Annotated in this window: 19 protein-coding genes; 8 read left to right on the top strand and 11 right to left on the bottom strand. The window is 57.5% G+C overall.

What is annotated here, in order from left to right; all coding sequences use genetic code 11:
- Nucleotides 1-335: 335 nt before the first annotated feature.
- The 3 genes from ACYQ11_RS04935 to ACYQ11_RS04925 form a co-directional block, all read right to left on the bottom strand.
- Nucleotides 336-1226: a glycosyltransferase gene (locus ACYQ11_RS04935; protein ID WP_459922639.1), complete on the bottom strand. Its 891-nt coding sequence runs from the start codon at nt 1224-1226 to the stop codon at nt 336-338.
- Between the two features lie 264 nt (nt 1227-1490).
- Nucleotides 1491-2735: an acyl-CoA dehydrogenase family protein gene (locus ACYQ11_RS04930; protein WP_459922638.1), complete on the bottom strand. Its 1245-nt coding sequence runs from the start codon at nt 2733-2735 to the stop codon at nt 1491-1493.
- On the bottom strand, nt 2735-3157 hold the full coding sequence (locus ACYQ11_RS04925) for a MerR family transcriptional regulator (protein ID WP_459922637.1): 423 nt from the start codon (nt 3155-3157) through the stop codon (nt 2735-2737). The genes ACYQ11_RS04930 and ACYQ11_RS04925 overlap by 1 nt, the downstream gene beginning before the upstream one ends.
- A 237-nt stretch (nt 3158-3394) precedes the next feature.
- On the opposite strand from ACYQ11_RS04925, the gene ACYQ11_RS04920 reads away from it, so the two are divergent.
- Nucleotides 3395-3838, top strand: coding sequence for a hypothetical protein (locus ACYQ11_RS04920; protein ID WP_459922636.1), 444 nt, complete (start codon nt 3395-3397; stop codon nt 3836-3838).
- Between the two features lie 49 nt (nt 3839-3887).
- Here ACYQ11_RS04920 and ACYQ11_RS04915 read toward each other — a convergent pair whose 3' ends face one another.
- The 6 genes from ACYQ11_RS04915 to hemL all read right to left on the bottom strand — a co-directional run bounded on the left by ACYQ11_RS04915 (nt 3888) and on the right by hemL (nt 11156).
- Nucleotides 3888-4337 (bottom strand): bacteriohemerythrin, encoded by a 450-nt coding sequence (locus ACYQ11_RS04915; protein ID WP_459922635.1) that lies wholly within the window; start codon nt 4335-4337, stop codon nt 3888-3890.
- Between the two features lie 165 nt (nt 4338-4502).
- Entirely contained in the window at nt 4503-5684 is a 1182-nt protein-coding gene (locus ACYQ11_RS04910) for a UDP-N-acetylglucosamine--peptide N-acetylglucosaminyltransferase SPINDLY family protein (RefSeq protein WP_459922634.1), read from the bottom strand.
- A complete protein-coding gene (locus tag ACYQ11_RS04905; protein WP_459922633.1) occupies nt 5681-6658 on the bottom strand; it encodes a polysaccharide deacetylase family protein in 978 nt (325 codons plus the stop codon). Before ACYQ11_RS04905 ends, ACYQ11_RS04910 begins: the two co-directional genes overlap by 4 nt.
- A 13-nt stretch (nt 6659-6671) precedes the next feature.
- A complete protein-coding gene (locus tag ACYQ11_RS04900) occupies nt 6672-8402 on the bottom strand; it encodes an adenylate/guanylate cyclase domain-containing protein (RefSeq protein WP_459922632.1) in 1731 nt (576 codons plus the stop codon).
- Between the two features lie 29 nt (nt 8403-8431).
- Nucleotides 8432-9853 (bottom strand): UDP-N-acetylmuramate:L-alanyl-gamma-D-glutamyl-meso-diaminopimelate ligase, encoded by a 1422-nt coding sequence (gene mpl, locus ACYQ11_RS04895; protein ID WP_459922631.1) that lies wholly within the window; start codon nt 9851-9853, stop codon nt 8432-8434.
- A gap of 13 nt (nt 9854-9866) precedes the next feature.
- Complete coding sequence (hemL, locus tag ACYQ11_RS04890; RefSeq protein WP_459922630.1) at nt 9867-11156, bottom strand: glutamate-1-semialdehyde 2,1-aminomutase; 1290 nt, start codon at nt 11154-11156, stop codon at nt 9867-9869.
- A 136-nt stretch (nt 11157-11292) separates the two neighbouring features.
- On the opposite strand from hemL, the gene ACYQ11_RS04885 reads away from it, so the two are divergent.
- A complete protein-coding gene (locus tag ACYQ11_RS04885) occupies nt 11293-12036 on the top strand; it encodes an RNA 2'-phosphotransferase (protein WP_459922629.1) in 744 nt (247 codons plus the stop codon).
- Nucleotides 12037-12185: 149 nt separating this feature from the next.
- Here ACYQ11_RS04885 and ACYQ11_RS04880 read toward each other — a convergent pair whose 3' ends face one another.
- Nucleotides 12186-12518, bottom strand: a complete 333-nt coding sequence (locus ACYQ11_RS04880; RefSeq protein ID WP_459922628.1) for a PilZ domain-containing protein — start codon at nt 12516-12518, stop codon at nt 12186-12188.
- A 156-nt stretch (nt 12519-12674) separates the two neighbouring features.
- A complete protein-coding gene (locus ACYQ11_RS04875) occupies nt 12675-13025 on the bottom strand; it encodes a hypothetical protein (RefSeq protein ID WP_459922627.1) in 351 nt (116 codons plus the stop codon).
- A gap of 329 nt (nt 13026-13354) precedes the next feature.
- Between ACYQ11_RS04875 and ACYQ11_RS04870 the strand changes: the two genes are divergently transcribed.
- The 6 genes from ACYQ11_RS04870 to ACYQ11_RS04845 all read left to right on the top strand — a co-directional run bounded on the left by ACYQ11_RS04870 (nt 13355) and on the right by ACYQ11_RS04845 (nt 18850).
- Nucleotides 13355-14164: an enoyl-CoA hydratase/isomerase family protein gene (locus ACYQ11_RS04870; protein ID WP_459922626.1), complete on the top strand. Its 810-nt coding sequence runs from the start codon at nt 13355-13357 to the stop codon at nt 14162-14164.
- Between the two features lies 1 nt (nt 14165).
- Nucleotides 14166-16313 (top strand): acetate--CoA ligase family protein, encoded by a 2148-nt coding sequence (locus ACYQ11_RS04865; protein ID WP_459922625.1) that lies wholly within the window; start codon nt 14166-14168, stop codon nt 16311-16313.
- On the top strand, nt 16310-17122 hold the full coding sequence (locus ACYQ11_RS04860) for an alpha/beta hydrolase (protein ID WP_459922624.1): 813 nt from the start codon (nt 16310-16312) through the stop codon (nt 17120-17122). Before ACYQ11_RS04865 ends, ACYQ11_RS04860 begins: the two co-directional genes overlap by 4 nt.
- A gap of 50 nt (nt 17123-17172) precedes the next feature.
- Nucleotides 17173-17382 carry a hypothetical protein gene (locus ACYQ11_RS04855; protein WP_459922623.1) on the top strand — a complete coding sequence of 70 codons (210 nt, stop codon included), beginning with the start codon at nt 17173-17175 and terminating at the stop codon, nt 17380-17382.
- A gap of 36 nt (nt 17383-17418) precedes the next feature.
- Complete coding sequence (locus tag ACYQ11_RS04850) at nt 17419-17976, top strand: DUF3334 family protein (protein WP_459922622.1); 558 nt, start codon at nt 17419-17421, stop codon at nt 17974-17976.
- A gap of 292 nt (nt 17977-18268) precedes the next feature.
- The gene (locus ACYQ11_RS04845; protein WP_459922621.1) at nt 18269-18850 is read left to right on the top strand and encodes a MotA/TolQ/ExbB proton channel family protein; all 582 of its coding nucleotides are present in this window, start codon (nt 18269-18271) and stop codon (nt 18848-18850) included.
- The last annotated feature ends 5 nt before the right edge of the window (nt 18851-18855 follow it).

Genomic DNA, 18855 nt, shown 5'->3' with positions numbered 1-18855 from the left:
CAAAAAGAAAAAACGATAACGCGAAAGAAAAAACACAGGCCCCTTGATCCCTGCCGTCGAAAAAAAACTCAGGACAAAGCCGATGGCCAAAGGAGCCAGAAACGCAATGACATAGGGATTGTTGAAAAAAGATTTGTATCGTTTAAACCAAACCAGCTCAACCAGCGAAAGCAGCATCAAAACACCCAGGCAGATATTCATGGATCCTTTTGAAAAAAACAAACTGAACCCAAACACCAGAAAGACAAAAAAACCGGTCTTTCCGGTCATCGTCGACCAATCAACACGTTCATCCATGATTATTCCAATCGATGTTTAATACAACCAGTTGAATACTAACGATTCAACAATCTTTTCCAATTTTTGTGATTAAAATCAAGGCCGGTTGACTGTTCAATGGATGTTAGAACCCGGTTTTTCAATCGTTCATGTTTATGCGGTTTACGCAGGAGCTGACGGCGTTCGCCTTGCCGATATTCGTCTCTTAATTTCTCCCCCCAGTTAAACGCCTCAATTCTCTCCCTCATGACCGCAGGGTGTGACCGGTTGTAACGGGGAAGGACCTTCATTTCACCATAATCGAATTCATTGGACTGTTTTTCAAATTGTTTTTCAGCCGCCTGTTTCCCATCGTATATGGATCGAAATGATTTTTGCTTGTTTTGCATCAGGTAAGGCGGCCGGACACAGCCATAATGAAATATTCGTGCATCCGCAGGCGCCACGGTCAGTTTTTTTCCATCGCCCAATCGAAAGGACTGGGCATCTCGAACGGATGTTACGCCGATGTTGTTTCTCACAATCCGGATTTCCCGCGGATACCAGCCGTGGCTTTTTTGATAATGATGGTAGTCTCCCCAGAAATGCAGATAATCGAACAGGAGGCCTTCGATCCGGGGGTCATCGAGGTGCCGCTCACAGCGCTTTTGGATCTTCGGCAGATCATCCTCATGCACGACTTCGTCGGCCTGGACATAAAAACACCAGTCGCCGGTACATTCGGCAAGCGCCACATTGGTCTGCTGGGCCAGAATCAATTTTTTTAGAACATCCACGCTGTTCCACTCGGTATCGATGATCCGGATTTTCGGATCGCCGATGGCTTCGATGACCTCGCGGGTGTTGTCTTCACCGCGGCCCACGGCGATGATGAATTCGTCGCAGATCGGCAGAATGGAGCGGATGGATTCTTCGACCGGATAGTATAGTTTGACGGCGTTTTTCACAAATGAAAAACCGGAAATTTTCACACTGCCCCCTGACCGATCACGACGGTTGCAATCAACAAAAAAATCAGCCCAAAAAACAGGCCATTCCCCGAAAAAGCGGGATCATATTAATGGACTAGTGCGTCGTTTGTCAACCTGTTCCTTGGTCAGACAGGGAAAGACATGGGCGGATCGTTGGAACGTGCAAACGAACGGTGAGGGGTTTGCCCATCCCCGTCCCGGGATACCGTTACCCAGCGGGGATGAGCCTGAGGTTCTGCTTTATTCGTAGATTTTTTCGTCCGGAGCAAAGGCTTCGGCAGCGTCGTTTTCACAATCTCGGACGAGGTTTTGTTTTTTCTGCTCCAGGTATTCCCGGTACCATTCGCTGGCGATGATCATGGACATCACCTCGTTGCTGCCGGTCCAGATGGAGGCCAGCCGAAGATCCCGGAAAATCCGTTCCACGGGATAGACCGTGGTGTAACCGATGCCGCCCATGACCTGCATGGCGTTGTGGGCCACCTTCTGGCAGGCTTCGGTGACGAATTTCTTGGATTCGGACACCAGTCGCCGGACGGTGTTGGGGTCGATGCCCGCATCCACGGCCCGGGCGGTGGTGTAGATCATGCTTCGGGAGGCGTCGAGCAGCATGGCCGCTTCGGCCACCTGGAAACTGACGCCCTGGAACTGGTTGATGGTTTTGCCGAAGGCCTTGCGCCGGGTGGTGTACCCCGTGGCGACATCCAGAGCCGGACGGGCCGCGCCGATGGTCATGGCCGCAGTGCCCAGACGTTCGGGGATCATCATGGTGTTGAACACGGCATAGGCGTTGTTGACCTGGCCCACCACGTTTTCCTTGGGCACCCTGGCGTTTTTGAACACGATCCGGGCGGCCCCGCCCCCCCGGGAGCCCATCAGGCCGTAAAGATACTCCACATGGACCCCGGGCCCCTTGTCGATGATCAGGCAGGTCAGGGCCTTGTGGGGCTTGGCGTCGGGATCGGTCTTGGCGTAAACCAGAAAATAGTCGGCCCCCTCTCCGCCCACGATGAAGCGTTTCTGGCCATTCACCAGAAAATGGTCGCCCTTGTCCTCGGCCAGGGTGCCGGTGCCGAAGAAATCAGACCCGCCCCGGGGTTCGGTCAGGCATTCGGCGGCGAAAATTTCCCCCTTGAGCAGGGGTTTGACGTATTTTTCCTTCTGGGCGTCGGTGCCGTGGAGAATGATGGCGTCACAGACCAGTTCCGCCCCCACGCCGAACACACAGGCCACGATGTAACCCAGGACCCCGATCTCCTCCATCACCACGGCGGTGCTGACCCAGTCCAGCCCCCGGCCGCCCCATTCGACCGGATAACGGCAACCCATCAGGTTACGCCGTCCGGCTTCCTGAAGAAATTCCTTGGGAAACTGAATCTTATCCTGATCCATGTCGAGCAGCATCTGCCGGGGCACGGATTTGACCAGATCCCGGGCCTCGTCCCTGATTTTAAGCGTCTCGTCCGATAATAAAAAATCGTACATCACCCCTCCTCCTGTTCGGTGTCCCCGGTTTGGCTCTTCAGCTCTTCGAGCCGATCGAGCAGATGGTGTTTCATGGCCAGCATGTCCTCTTCGAGCAGATCCAGCTCATTCCGGCGCAAGCGGACCTCCTCGATCCGTTTGTCCGTGTAGCTGAGACTTTTCTCGATCTGGCTGATTTCATTGACTTCCACGTCCCAGAAACCGATGATCTCCGCGATTTCGTCCAGGGAAAACCCGAAGCGCTTGCCCCGGAGAATCAGTTTGAGACGCGCCCTGTCCTTGCGGCTGTAAATCCGTTGATTGCCCGACGACCGGGCGGGATGGATCAGTTTCTTGTCTTCGTAAAACCGGATGGTCGACGGGCTGATCTCCAGCATGGCGGCCAGCTCCGAAATGGTGTAGTGTTCCGTGTCGTTGCCCATGACGCTCCATTGCATAAAGTTAAAGTTAACTTGAACAATAAAGGCCTATGACGCCCCTTGTCAAGCTTTTTCACAGGAACGCCGAAGGGTTTCATCATGAAAATCATACCCAAGCCCCCCGATATCGTGTATGAGAGAAGGCATGTGACGATGCCCGAGGGGGTACCCCGCGCCATGGCCGCCGGATAGCGTCGGCCGTGATTCGCACACTCCAAAAACGAAAAGGAAGGCGAAACCATGCTCAACCAGTTTATCGACGATGTGATTTCAAAGGGCGCCGACGCAGTGCTGCCGCAGAACCTTGACCAGACGTGGCTGGATTTGATCTATGTGGCCGCAAAGAACTTCCTGACCATCGCCGTGACGGCGGGCGGCGAGATCGACGAGGACCAGGTGCTGAGCGATGCCAATTCCATGATGATGCTCTCCTCGATCGTGGAAATCGCCCAGGAGCAAAGCGGTTACCAGCCGTCGGACCAGCCCTTCGACATCCCCGAGGATCTGATGTTTGAATACATCTCCTGCTATGCCATGGCCGTTATTCTTGAAAGCGTGGACCGGGAATCGGATCTGGGGCTGGACAAGCCCACCGTTTCGAACATCTTCGATCGGGACCGGCTTTTCGCCATTGAAGAAAGCTGCCCGGAAGTGACCGCACTGCTTAACAACCTGATCGGGTAACCATAGGGGGGCACGTGAAAGGGGCCCCCTTAAGGGCCCCTGGGACGGATTAGCGGCCGCGCCGGTTGTGGGCGCTGTGATCGTTCAGGTATTTCTGGACACGGATAAAGGGGGCGTAGCGCATATCGTCTTCCCGGATATGCCGAAGCAGCCATTCACGCATGTATTTGGCCGAATCCCGATAAATCTTGTCGGGCTCTTCGGAATAGACCCGACGGAAGGCCAGCACTTTCTTGACGAAGCGTCGGTGTTCCTTCTTATGACCGGCAAATTCGGGATACCGGTACTGGGTCAGAATCCGCTCCTCGTTGGTGAAATGCTGCCTTATGGCTTCGGACACATCGGCAAGCACCTCACCGATTTCATCGTAGTCCTCTTCCTTTTTCCGTTTGGTTTCATAATCCAGATAACGGTTGATGCCTTCAAAAAGCGCCTTCATCTTTTCGTCGATTTCGCTGACATCGATGTTCAGGGCGTCGTTCCATTCAAGTCTGCTCATTATTTTTCCTTATCAAACGAGTGTATGACCTGTGACCGGGGACGTTTTGGGGTCAAAATCCGCACCCTGTTCCTGAGACCGTCCGTGTCACGTAGTGTTTTGTGCAATATATCACCATAGACAATGATCATTCAAGTGGTTCATGGCAAGCCCCCCATGTTTTTTTCACTGAAGTTCATTGATTTTTCTGAGCAACTCAAGGGCGTTATCCATGTCCTTGCGAACCTGGACATTTTCAGGGTCCAGCGCCAGCGCCTGTTTCCATTCGGCGATGGCCCCTTCCAGGTTTTCGTTCAGGAAGCATTTAACCCCGTTTCTGTAGTGAATCTCAGCCCGCTGTTTCACAAGATCCCTGATCTCGGCAATCCGTTCCTGGACGTCGGCATAGGCGGGATCGACGGATTGAAAAGCCGCGAGGGCCTCGAGGTGCCGGCCTTGCTTGAACAGATCGCGGCCCTTTCGGTAGTGAGCCGCGTTTTTGTTTTCGGTATCCGCGGCAAACACATTCGCCTGAAGCGTTTCGATCTCCTTGATTCGCGTCTTCACGTTTCGGAAACGGGGGTCGATCCTCCGGAGCACGGCAAGGGCTTCCTGATACCGCCGTTCACGGACCAGTTGCTCCGCCAGGGCGTCACACGACGAATTGATCAGAAACAGCGCCTCGTCATTGCCGGGACGGTGGCGGAGAATGGCCTCGGCCAGGGGCAGCACCTGTTCGTAATCTTTTTGCTTGAACCGTTTTCTCGCCAGGGCGATGTCCCGTGTAAAATTGAAAAACCGACGGGTAAACGACAGTTCCGCCACAGGAAGGGTCAACACCTCACCCGGCGTCAGGTCCCTGTCCCGATCCGGGCCGAAAAAAAAGGCGACCAGGTCGGCCAGGTTCGGGTTCTTGTATACCTCTCCGGCAATGGCGGCAAAGGTATCCCTCTGTTTGACCGTATATGTCAGGGTGCGCCGGGGGCCGGTCGTTTTTCTCAATTGTTCAAGGGCATCGATCCGGCCGGCGTCGAAAATCAGGGCCTTCAGGAATTCCTCGGCCGCGGCGGCGTCCTGATTTTCAGCCAAGAGCGCCCGTCCTTTCTGGAAGTGGTGTTCGGCGTGGTTGCCCACGGCGGCGGTGGCGGCCAGAATGCGTTCGGTCATCAGGGCTTCGGCAATTTTATAATGAATCAGGGCCTGCTGATGGTCGCCCTGCCGCTCGTAGTCCATGGCCTTGAGCTGGTAAAGAATGAGAGGCGGCGCAGGTTTTGCGTCTATCATGGGCGGAACCGCACCGTCTTTCAGGGCACATCCAATCCCGGTGATCAGGATCAGAAGCGCCGTATACCATGCCCTGTGCGTCATTTTACCTTCATCGTCCTGAAAACCGTCAGCATGCGTTCAAAATCATCGGACGAGCACGGTGACGGCACCCGCGTCCTGCCGATATGGTAGGGTTCGATGTAAAACGGATTGGCCCGGCCGTTGGTCTCCAGGGCCGCCGTGAAGCCCGATTGTTTGAGAAACTCGACCAGAATGTTATTGGCCCCGGCCGGGGGGCAGGCATACACGGTGCAGGGCAGGGAGGTGATAGCCTCCAGCGTCTGCCGGGCCTTTGGAATGTCCGCCCGGATACGTTCGAAATACGCCTCGAGGGTCACCCGCCCGTTCTCGATGCTTTCATCGATCTCCCATCCGCTGCGGCACTGGACATCGATCCCGTTTTCCCTGAACCCGACAAGATCCTCCCGCGTCAGCATGCCCGGAAGGCCCAGCCGGGCTGTATCCACAAACAGGGTGGCCCGGTAGCCGAATTTCTTCAACACGGACAAGGCCGCCAGAACCGGACCGCGACGGTTGTCATCAATGGTGATCACCACCGACCGCGTGGGGATTTGGCTGTCATAGTTCATGAATGCCAGAAAGCGGGACAATTCGATCACATGGTAATGCCCGGTACTCAGACGGGCCATCTGGCCTTCAAAATCAAGATCATTCGTGCCGTCCGGGGCGGTGGAACCGTCGGGAAGCCGTTCGTAGGCCAGAATGGGCACCAGCTGGTATCCGTCGGGGGTCAGTCCCCCAAGGTTGAACGGCGTCAGGGGGATGATGACGCGAAGGCCGGGCCGAAGGGTATCGATGCGATTGAAATCACCGATGACCCAGGCCTGACGTGCGTCGTTCAGGTAGGTTTCGGCCAGGCTTTCCAGGGTGTCCGAGGTTTCAGCCGTGACCACCACGTAATCCCGGGCGCTATACGATACGGGCCCCGCGTGACAGCCCCACAGCATCAGGAGCGCCGGAAAAACAAGATACCCGATGGCCGTCTTTATCGTCATGGTCACATTCCGGTCACGGGTCGGAAAGGCCCGTCACTTTGAAGATCCGTACAAGCTCCGCCCGGCCCTTGATCTTTTGGGGGGCAAGGGGAACGGTTTTCAGTCTTGCGCCCAGGCGGTCACGGACGCTCTCATCCACGATGATATCCCCGGGCATGGCGAAGCCGTTAAGTCTGGACGCGATATTAACACTGTCACCGATCACTGTATACTCCATTTTTGCCTGGGATCCGATGTTGCCGGCCACCACCACGCCCGAGCGGATACCGATCCCCACCCGGCAAAGCAGAGGATTGCCGTTCCGGGAAGCGCGTTCGAGTTCCTCCTGCATGACAAGGGCCGCACGGATACACCGTTCGGGATGATTCTTCCGGTAGACGGGCACTCCGAAAACGCCCAGCACCGCATCACCGATGAATTTGTCGATATACCCCCCGTGGGCCATGATCACCCGGGTTGCGATCTCAAAATAGGCGTTGAGCTCTTCGACCAGATCTTCCGGATCCCGGGTCTCCGAATAGGCGGTGAACCCCCTGATGTCCGCAAACAAAATGGAGGCGTCGTTCTTCCGGCCCTTGAGCCAGGTGGTCTCGGGATTGTCCATGATCAGGTCCAGCACCTCGGCGCCGACATATTTGCCGAAAGATTCCTTCATCACGGCCTGACGGGAGAGCTCGGCCCCCATCCGGTTGAAGGCCGCGCCCAGGGCGCCCAGTTCGTCGCGACGGTTCAGACGGACCCGATAGTCGTAATTCCCCCGGGCGATTTCATCGGTGGCCCGGACCAGACGGGAGATGGGCCGTGAAAACCGAAGCCCGAAGATCACCGCCACGATCAGCCCGGCAAACACGATGGTCAGGGTACAGACGGCCAGAAAGATTTTTTCGTTGTCATACTGGCGGTTGATGAAATCCAGAGACAAGCCCACATGGACCCGGCCCAGTTCCTTGTCTTTAAACAAAATGGGCAGGCTCATGTTCATCACGTGGTGATGCTCGTCCAGGTCATAGGTAAAATAGGTGACCATCCCCTTCTCGAACACCGCATCCACCGAGGGAAACGGCTCGAAGCGTGTTCCGATCCGGCTCTGGTCCGTGTGAGCCATGATGATATCGTCGTTGTTGATGATAAAGGCGTACAGATGGCCGTCGACCCCTTCGGCGTTTTTCAGGAGGGTGTTGAGGGCCAGGATGTTTTCTTCAAGAAGAGGCACACCGGCGTTACTGCCGAAAAAATTCAGGCTGACCATGCCCATATCGATGGTCTGGTTGTACAGACGGTCGCGCTGTCGTTTGAAAATCACCGAGGCCAGAATCCCGTTGAAAAACAAAAGGCCCAGGGTCATGACCAGGGCCAGCTGGAACCAGATCGGACGCCTGATGGGGCCGATCTCCTCTGCCAGGCCTCCCCGGACCCGTCCGGCCAGCCCCTTGAGATTGTCGGAAAGGGATCCGATGGACAGACGGTAATGGGCATTGATGGCCCGCACCAGCGACGTTTCGTCGGCATACCCCAGCTCCACGATGATCCGACCCAGAGGAATTGCCACCCCCTGCTCACTCAGTCGTCTCTTCTGGACGGACAGGGCGGTGTTCAGCTGAAATTCGGTGATCACTCCCCGTTTCCTGAGCACGGCGCCAATGGCCATGTCCTTGCGGGCCCTTCGGCCGGACAGTCGGTCCCAGGCGCCCAAAACGGTTTCGATCACCGCCTGACTGATCTGTGAGAATTTCATAAACGCCATGGCCGCACTATCCTTGGAACCATCCGATATCAGAGCGCATCGAGCAGCCGTGAATGGATGTTGTCAAATCCCCCGTTGGACATGATCAACACCGCGTCACCGGGTCGTGCCGCAGCGGTCACAAAGGCGATGATCCCCTCGGTGTCTTCGAAATAATGGGCATCGATGCCGGACGCGCGCAGGTCGACGACCAGTTTCTCCGATGAGAACCGGAGCTCTTCGGGGATCTTGGACAAAAGGGGCGGTTTTCGTATGCAGACCAGATCGGCTCCGTCGAATGCGTTGGGATAGTCATCCTGAAACACGTTTCGCATGCTGGAGTTGGTCCGGGGCTCGAAGACCGCGATCAGGCGTCCGTCCGGATAAAAGGGTTTGAGGGCCCGGATGGTTTCCCGCACCGCCGTGGGATGATGGGCGAAATCGTCTATCACGGTGATTCCGCGCTTAACGCCCCGGATTTCCTGACGACGTTTGACGCCCTCAAACCGTTCGAGGGCCTCGGCGATGGTTGCCGGAAGAATGGAAAGATGATCGGCCACGGCGATGACCGCCAGACAGTTCAGAAGGTTGTGCATGCCGGGCAGAGGGCTTTTGAAGGAGCCGAAGAAAACGCCATGCCTGAACACATCGAAACGGATGAACGGCGGCGTGTGGACCACGTTGGCCGGCCGCCAGGGCGAGCCCTCGTTTGTACCGTAGCGTTCGACCCGGCCGGGGCAGGAGCCTGCCAGACCGTCGATGCGGGCGTCGGCGTCACAGGCCACGAGCACGCTTCCGGGCCGGTGCATGGCCACAAATTGCCCGAACACGGAGATCACATGGGGAAGATCCCTGAAGATGTCCGCATGATCGAATTCCACACTGGTCAGCACCGAATAATCCGGAACATAATGAAAAAACTTGGCCCCCTTGTCGAAAAAGGCCGTGTCGTACTCATCGCCTTCGAGCACCAGGTAATCGCCCCGGCCGATGCGGTAATTGCTGTCGAAATTTTTAAGAATCCCGCCGATCATGAAGGTGGGGTCCAGGCCCGCATAATGAAGCACCCAGGCCAATAGCGACGAGGTGGTGGTTTTTCCGTGGGTTCCGGCCACCACCAGGGTTTTTCGTCCCCGGCCGAAAAAATGATTGAGGGCCTGGGGCATGGAACAAAACGGCAGCCCGGCCTCGACCATGGCCCTGACCTCGGGATTGTCCCGGCTGACGGCGTTGCCCACCACCACCAGATCCGGCCGGGGTGACAGGTTATGGGGGCCGAACCCTTCCCGGATCTCGATGCCCCTTCTCCTCAAAAAGTCACTCATGGGCGGGTAGACCGTCTGGTCCGAGCCGGTCACCCGGTACCCCGCCTCCTTGAGCATGGAGGCCAGCGCCCCCATGGCCGTGCCGCACACGGCGATCAGGTGGACGCTGCCGACCGTCTCCGGTATGATGTTGTGGGTCAGATCCATAACGCTCCGCCGATCATTTAACAAGACCGACAAGGACCTCCTCCGCAGCCGCAAGGGTCTGCCGGATGTCCTCGTCGCTGTGGGCGGCGGACATGAAGCCGGCCTCGAACTGGGAGGGGGCCAGGTACACGCCCTTGGCCAGCATGCCCCGGTAGTAGGCGGAAAACAGGTTCAGGTCCGAGGTTTTCGCATCCTGTGCATTTTTCACCTCACGATCCGTGAAGAAAAGCCCCATCATGGACCCCACGCAGGATGCCCGCCCGGCGATGCCAAGACGGTCGAGAATCTCGTTCAGGCCCCGTGTCAGGGTCTCGGCTTTCTGAAAAAGAGAGGGGTAAAAGTCCTTGGCTTTTAGGCGTTTAAGGGTTTCGATGCCCGCCGTCATGGCCAGGGGATTGCCCGACAGGGTGCCGGCCTGGTACACCGGACCGCTGGGGGCGATCATCTCCATGATATCCCGCCGGCCGCCATAGGCTCCCACGGGGAGCCCACCGCCGATGACCTTGCCCAGAGTGGTCAAATCGGGCATGATGCCGTATCGTTCCTGAGCCCCGCCGGGCGCCACGCGGAAGCCCGTCATCACCTCGTCGAAAATCAGCAGGCTGCCGTGTTTGTCCGTTTCTTCCCGAAGGGTTTCCAGGAATCCCGGCACCGGGGGAATCAGCCCCATGTTGCCCACCACCGGCTCCACGATGATGCAGGCCACGCGGCTCCCCAGCTCGGTCATGACGGCGCGGACGTTTTCGGCGTCGTTGTACGGAATCGAAAGGGTGTGGCGGATCAGGTCCGCCGGGACACCGGGGCTGCCGGCGATACCCAGGGTGGCCACGCCGGAGCCGGCCTCGACCAGAAAGCTGTCGGCATGGCCGTGATAGCAGCCGTCGAACTTGATGACCATATCCCGGCCCGTGAAGGCCCGGGCAAGGCGGATGGCGCTCATGGTGGCCTCGGTACCCGAGTTGACCATGCGGACCAGTTCCACTGCGGGAACCATGTCGATGATCATCCGGGCCAGTTCGATTTCCCGCTCGGTGGGGGCGCCGTAACTGGTGCCCCGGACAAGGGCATCGGAAAGGGCCCGGGTGATGCCGGGGTCGGCGTGCCCGAGGATCATGGGGCCCCAGGAGCCCACATAGTCGATATAGCGGTTGCCGTCGGCGTCGACCAGGGTCGATCCCTCGGCCCGGTCGATAAACAGGGGCTGAGTGCCCACGGATCGGCAGGCCCGGACCGGGGAGTTCACCCCTCCGACAATGACGTCCAAGGCGTCTTTGAATAGATGGTCTGAGGTTTCAGTGGTCATACCGGGTTCCTTTCATCCTGAAATTGTATTGACAATTTCCTCATTTTCCGATTGATAGTTAAACCAACCGTTGGTTTAGCATTTAAAATGCAAAATCAAAAACATTTTCTTTTACCATCGGATCGAAAAGGCGGCCATGGATATCTCACGGTCACGGGAAAAACTTAACACCTTTCTCGCGTATGTACTGGGTCGAAACCCCTATGAATTCGGGCTTGTTCCCGATGAAAACGGATTTGTCAAAATCAAGGATCTCCTCAAGGCCGTCCGGGAGGAAGAGGGCTTCCGCCATGTGACCACAGGCAGCCTCCTTGAACTGCCGCTGACCGTCAAACAGCCTGCGGCGGACATTCAGGATGACCTGATCCGGGCCGTGGACCGGGACAGGCTGACCCTGCCCTCCTGCGAAGGCCAGGCCCCCAAACTTCTGTTTATCGGCATAAGGAGCCGCGCCCACGGGCATGTGATGCAAAAGGGTCTTCTGCCCTATGAGGGGCAACCCTACGTGGTGCTGGCCGCGGACCGGGACCTGGCCGAACGGCTGGGGAAGAGAAAAGACGCCCGCCCGGTGATCCTAACGGTTCACACCGGCCGGGCCGAAGAGCTGGGCGTGGTTTTTTTCTTCGCGGGGGAAGGGATCTATCTGGCCCGAAGCATTCCCGAAGGCTGCCTGTCAGGCCCCCCGCCGGCCACCGCCGATGACGACGGCGACCGGCCGAAAAAAGCCCGGGGCGGTGAGAAACGTCAGATTCCCACCCCTGGAAGCTTCTTTCCCGATCTGGGCGGAAACCCCGCCAAAGCCAGACAGGACAAACTTTCCTGGAAGCACAACAAGAAAAAGATCCGAAAAGACAAGGAAAAATTCAGAGGGGATTATTGATGACGATCGTGTAAAACGTCAAATTTGAGACTGTTTTATAAAATGTTCGAAATCAAGGCTTGCGCATCCCGAGGAATGAGGCGCAATTAGGGTACGCCGCAGAGACCGGGGAGACGGGTAACACAGATATCGGACATTTGACGAAGCCGTCAGGATTCGTCGACAAAGGTTGCGATGGCATCGGCCTGAAAGGACGTCAGGGCGTCAAACTCTACGGCGAATCCGTCATCACAGGCGCGGACCACCCGGCAGGTGGTTTTGACGGGGCCCTTGTCATGGTTTTCCATGAAGGTCATGGTGGTCGTCCCGCCCGCCGGCAGGCTCAGGGTATTTTCGATACGCGCGCCGCCCCGACTGATATCGGCGATAACGCCGCGCTGAAGACGTTGATCGAACACAAAATCCACGGGGAGATACCGGCAGGTCTTTCGCTTGCTCTGCCGTTTTTCAAGCTGGTCATCGCTCTGCATAGGATGCTGCATGGCCAAACTCCTTTGAATCGTTATGAATTGATACAATCAAACCGTTTAAAACAAAACAATTTTACCGAATTTACAAAAATCTGTCCATGAACCGATCCCCCCAATTGGCCAGGATATTACCCCAATCGCCCCCGGAATCAGGGGCTCTTAAAAAGTCTATGGTTCAACGCGTATCGATTCGACGGTCACCCGTTTGACCGGCTCGCTCATCAGGGAGCCAAACACCTTGTTGACCACCGACATCAACCGCATCCGGCTGTCGATCTGGTCCCGGTTCCGCTGCATCAGAATCAACCTCAGGGCATGACCGATTTTTTCCTTCTTTTCGTTAAATTCATCGCGGCCCTTGACGTCATTGAACTCCACCGTGAGGGAATAGGTCATAACCGAATGATCCTTGAGACCGGCGGACCCTTCGAGCACGCCTGAGAAGGTTTCTTTTCCGCAAGAGCCCATGAACAGAGCGGCGACCAGTATCAGTATAACCAGGGCGATGCGCATTCGCATGAAACCTCCCGTATGGCGGCCCTTCAGCCGCCCGCTGTGGAATGGACAAACGGGGCACAGGATTACAACCTGATGTATCTTGCTCTATTTATAGATTATTTTTCTAAACAAGTATAGACGTAATTCAAAAAAAATTCCCTGCCCCACACCAAAACAAGGCCGATTCACTCCGGCGACCTGACGCCAAACCCGGTGAAAAATTCAGGAAAAGCAACTTGGGTTTGACTCGGCCCTGCGGGATTTGGTAGGATGGGTTTCATCTTTATCCGAATCCGACACAACCGACACCATCCGTCCCAATCGACGACACCCGACAAGGAGCCTACGGCATGGACTACACCACCCTGCTCTACGGCGTTTCCGGCCAGACGGCGGTGATCACGCTCAACCGTCCGGAGCGAATGAACGCCGTCATTGAAGCGATGTACCGTGAAATCTCCGATGCGCTTTCCCGAATCGAGGCCGACAAGACCCTGCGATGCGTGATCCTCACCGGCACCGTCCGGGAGAAAGACGGCAAGCGCCGCCAGATCTTCTGCGCCGGGGCCGATCTCAAGGAGCATGGCGCCGGAACACGGACCCTTGAGCAGAAAGAAGCCTATCTTCGCCTGGCCCACGATACCTGCCAAAGGATCTTCGAATTTCCCCTGCCCACCCTTGCGGTGGTCAACGGAGCCGCCCGGGGCGCCGGGGCCGAAATGGCGCTGTGCTGCGATTTCATGTTCATGGCCGACGACGCCACCCTGGCCTTTCCGGAAACCGGCCTGGGCACCTGCATCGGCGGCGGTTCGTCGAGCCACCTGGTCCGACTGCTGGGTCTCACCCGGGCCAAGGACCTGGTTTACACCGGCCGGATCATCGACGGCGTCGAAGCTTCGGCCATGGGGCTTTCCTATCGCAGCGTTCCCGTAGCCTCACTGATGGACGAGGCCCTTGCCTTCGCCGGGCGTCTGGCCGCCAAGGCGCCCCGCTCCATGGCCCATGTGAAGCGGCTGCTTCAGCAGCCTGCCCGTCAGGGCATCGCCGAGGTTCTGGAGTCAGAGACCCGGGCCATTGTCGACTGCATGAAAACCGACGACTGGCACGAAGGCGTAAGGGCCTTTGCCGAAAACCGGCGGCCGGTGTATAAAGGAACATGACATGACAACGCTTCACCCGATATTCAAGGCCGAATCCATTGCGGTGATCGGCGCATCCCGCGACGAAACCAAACGGGGCTACCAGGCCATCCGGACCCTTCTCGACTGCGGGTACGAGGGGACGATCTTTCCGGTGAACCCCCGAGAGACACGGGTTCTTGGGCATAGATGTTATCCCGGCGTCCTTGACGTCGACGAGCCGATTGACCTGGCGCTTGTGACCACGCCGGCCCCGACGGTTCCTTTTATTCTGTCCGACTGCGGCAAAAAGGGCATCAAAGGCGCCGTCATCATCGCCGGAGGATTCGGTGAACTGGGCGCCGAAGGGAAAAAACTCGAAGACGAAATCGTGTCAACGGCGGCCCAGTTCGGCATTCGCCTCGTGGGCCCCAACACCTCGGGGATCATCAACACCCACTCCAACATGAACCTCGTGGGCATCCGGGATGTGCCCAAGGGGGATATCGCCCTGATCACCCAGAGCGGCAATATCGCCCTGCACATCATCACCGAAGCCATGCTCAAAAGCCAGAAGGGGTTTTCCTGCTATGTGGGGGTGGGTAACGAGGCCGACATCAAATTCCACGAATACCTGGAATACTTCCGAAACGATCCGGCCACCAAGGCCATTTTGATGTACGTCGAAGGCCTCAGAGACGGCCGGACCTTTCTTCAGCAGGCCTACCGGACCTCACGGGAAAAACCCATCATCCTTTTAAAAAGCGGCCGTTCGTCCACGGGTCAGAAATCCGCCGGGTCCCACACCGGCGCGCTGGCAGGCATTTCAGAGGTGGCCCGGACCTGCTTCGAACGGGCCGGAATCATCAACATCGAAAACCCCGCCGAACTTTTTCCCGTGGCCGAGACCCTGTCCAGCCTGCCGCCCATCAAAAACAACCGCATCGCGGTCCTGGCCGACGGGGGCGGGCACGCCACCATCGCCGCCGACCTCCTGTCCGACAACGGCATCGACCTGCCGACCCTCAGCAAAAAGACCCAGGCCCTGCTCCGGGAGATCCTGCCGGCCAACGCCTCGGTGGTCAATCCGGTGGACGTGGCCGGCGGCACCGACGCCAACCCGTCGATTTTTGCCGACTGCGCCCGGATTCTGCTAGAGGACCGGAACGTCGGGGGACTCCTGATCGTCGGCCTGTTCGGCGGGTACAGCATCCGGTTCGCCGAACAGTTGAGATTCATGGAAGAAGACGCGGCTCACCGCATGGGCAAGCTGGTTCGTACCACGGGCAAACCGTTGATTCTTCAGAGTCTTTACAATGCCGTCAAGCCCCACTCCCTGGAACTTTTGCGCTATTACGGGGTTCCGGTGTACGAATCGCTGGACATCGCCTGCCGGTGCATGGCGGAACTGGCCCGCTACGGCCATTACCTGTCCACCTACGAGACCAAGACCAGCTTCGAACTTAGGTGGCGGGCCCGGGCCGTCAAGGAGGGGGACGACGTCATCGCCCTGGCCCGATACGAAAAACGACGGGTGCTGCTCGAACACGAAGCCAAGGATCTGCTGCGCATGCACGGGGCCCCCGTGTCCCAGGACCGGCTGGCGAAAACCGAAGACGATGCGGTCCGAATCGCACGGGACGTGGACGGGGATGTGGTCCTGAAAATCGTGTCCCCGGACATTCTGCACAAAAGCGACGCGGGCGGGGTGCGCCTGAAACTCGGATCGGACCAGGAGGTCCGTAGCGCTTTCCGGGAGATCATCGCCAACGCCAAGGCCTTCGATTCCACGGCCCGGATCATCGGCTGCCTTGTCTGCCCGATGATGGAGGGCGGCATCGAAATCATCATCGGCACGAAAATCGACCGGCAGTTCGGCCCGGTGATCATGTTCGGCATCGGCGGTATTCTGGTCGAGGTGGTCAAGGATGTGTCCTTCCGCGTTCTGCCCATCTCCCGGTCGGCCGCCGGAAAAATGATCCGGGAAATCAAATCCGCCCCCATCCTCGAGGGATTCCGGGGGGCGCCTCCCCTGGACAAACGGGCCATCTGCGATCTGCTGCTGGTGGTCTCGGACATCATCGAAGCCTATCCGGATATCGAAGAAATGGACCTGAACCCCGTGATCGTCCACCCCCGTGGCATCGATGTGGTCGATGCCCGGATCATTCTCAAGGAGAAACGGCCATGACCCAGCCGGATCAGCATGATTACCGCGTTTTCGACACCCCGGCCGTCCTCGACGTGCTGTTCCATCCCCGCGCCGAGCGGCGGGCCCCCGCATCGGGGCCGACCCTGTCCGACCTGCTCGTTACGATGGACGACGGAACCCGCATCGGCACCCGGTTTCACCACGCCGGCGCCCATGATCCCATCATCGTCTTTTTTCACGGCAACGGCGAAATCGCTTCGGATTACGATGATCTTGGCCCCCTGTACACCGGCATGAGCATCAATTTCATCGTCTGCGATTACAGGGGTTACGGACTGTCCACGGGGCGTCCCACCGTCAGCCGCATGATGTCCGACGCCACGGCCCTGTTCGACCACCTCCGCTTACAGCTCCGCGCCGATGGGTACACGGGCGCACTCATCATCATGGGGCGTTCCCTGGGCAGCGCGTCGGCCCTTGAAATCGCCCGGGAACGATGCGGACACATCGACGCTTTGATCATCGAAAGCGGGTTCGCGTTCATCATGCCCCTCCTGCACCTTCTGGGGCTTGACGACCCCATGGAGGGGATGTGTGAGGAAAACGGCCCGAAAAACCTGGAAAAGATCAAAACCATCGACACGCCGACGCTGATCATCCACGCCGAGTTCGATCACATCATCCCCTTTTCCGACGGGGAGGCCCTTTTTCACCATTCCCCGGCCGAAAACAAGCGACTGCTGAAAATCGAGGGCGCCGACCACAACACGATCTTCTACCGTGGGCTCGACCCTTACATGAAAGCCGTTGGCGACCTTGCCGACACCGTCCGTCCCCCCGGTCGATGACCGATCGGCATGGACCCATCATTGACCCGTTCGAACGTGAAGGAGATTCTATGGACAGCGACACCGCTAAAAACGCTCTGCGACACGACTTTGACAAAGTGCATCAGGAACACACCGCCATGATTGAGGCCTTCACATCCGTGAACCGTCAGCACGGCGATATGCTCACCGCCCTTCAGCGGGTGGAGAAAGAGCATGACGCCATGAACCGTGAACTGGCCGAAATCAAGACCATGCTTCAAACCCTTCTGAACCGATAACCGGACCCCGGTCCACAGGGAGCAGACGAGACCGCCATGACCTACGCCTACAAAACCATTGACCGGGTTTCCAACATTCTCTGCGAGGCCGTCAAGACCGTTCTGACGGCCAGCACCCGGAAAACCATCACCTATTCCCCGACCATCCAGAGCATCCCCAAAATCACCATGCGTCCGGATATCGGCTGTTTCGTGCCCGTCAGCGGGGACTATCACGGGCTTCTGGTGTTCAACTTTTCCTCGGCGGCGGCCATGAACATCTATACCAGCTATATGGTGTCCATGGGCATGCCGAAAAGCGAGCTGTCCAGCCATTTCACCTCGAACGAGGTCACCGACAGCATCGGCGAGGTGGTCAACCAGATCATCGGGGAATTCATGCGGAGCATCGCCGAGACGTTTCAGCTGGTCGCCGTCTCCGGCCAGCCGAAAGTCCTTGCCTTAAACAGCACCATCACCCTGAGCATCGATTCGGACTATAGGGACAACCGACGGATTTCATTCAGCATCGATCATGATCGTTTTCAACTGGAACTGGCCATGGAACAAACGGAATTCATCACCCTTCCCCCCGAAGGACTTCTTCCGAGTTGACCGACCGGGCGGGACACGATCAGGCCGAACGCCCGATCGCATCCCGCCCTCCCCGCCAACCATCCGCCATCCTGTTCTTTCAGACGGAAACACAGACCGGGTGTTCAAACATGGATAATGCCGTATTTCCGGTGCTTTCCAAAAAAATTAATATTGACATCCCGTCGATATCAACATAATGGAATAGTGAATCCGTTCCGGGTCACCAACAGCGTTACAGTGTGCTGACACATGACCAGCGGACCAAACAACCGGCATACACTTTTTTCGGCTTCAACGAGGGTCTTCATCCATGGAATTCGTCCTTCACCTGTTCAGAATGTATCCCAATGTCATCAGCGCGCTGGTGCAGGGAATCGTCTATATCGGCAGCGCCGTACTCTTTCTCAACGCCCTGTGGGTGGTCATCCGGGCCCACCGGCATATCCGGCCGGTGCCCCCCGAACAGATGAAGGCCCAGATCAGCCGGGAAAGCTCCCTGGACGACCCCCTGATGCTCATGGCCGCCAAAACCTTCTATTCCGCCCATCTGGAACACAAGGGCAACGGGTATTCCAAATCCTTCCTGGCCGACGCGACCTTTCAACTGGTCGAAAACACCTTTCACACAAAATTCGTCAACAAAATCACCATGATCAGCAACCTTCTCCCGCCCATGGGCTTCATCGGCACCATCTTCGGCATGATCATGATTTTCCTGGCCAAGGCCGACCCGAACAGCAACCTCAACACCAGCGGCCTTGGCGCGGCGCTGTTCACCACCCTCATCGCCCTGTCCTGTTTCGTTGTGATCGAGGTCATGAAAAAAAATCTGATCAACCTGTCTGAGGTTCGGATCGACAAGGCCCTGGGCATCACGTCCCAGTTGATATAACGGCG

This window comes from Desulfatiferula olefinivorans (genome assembly GCF_054657895.1).
This window is presented reverse-complemented; position numbering and strand designations above follow the sequence as displayed.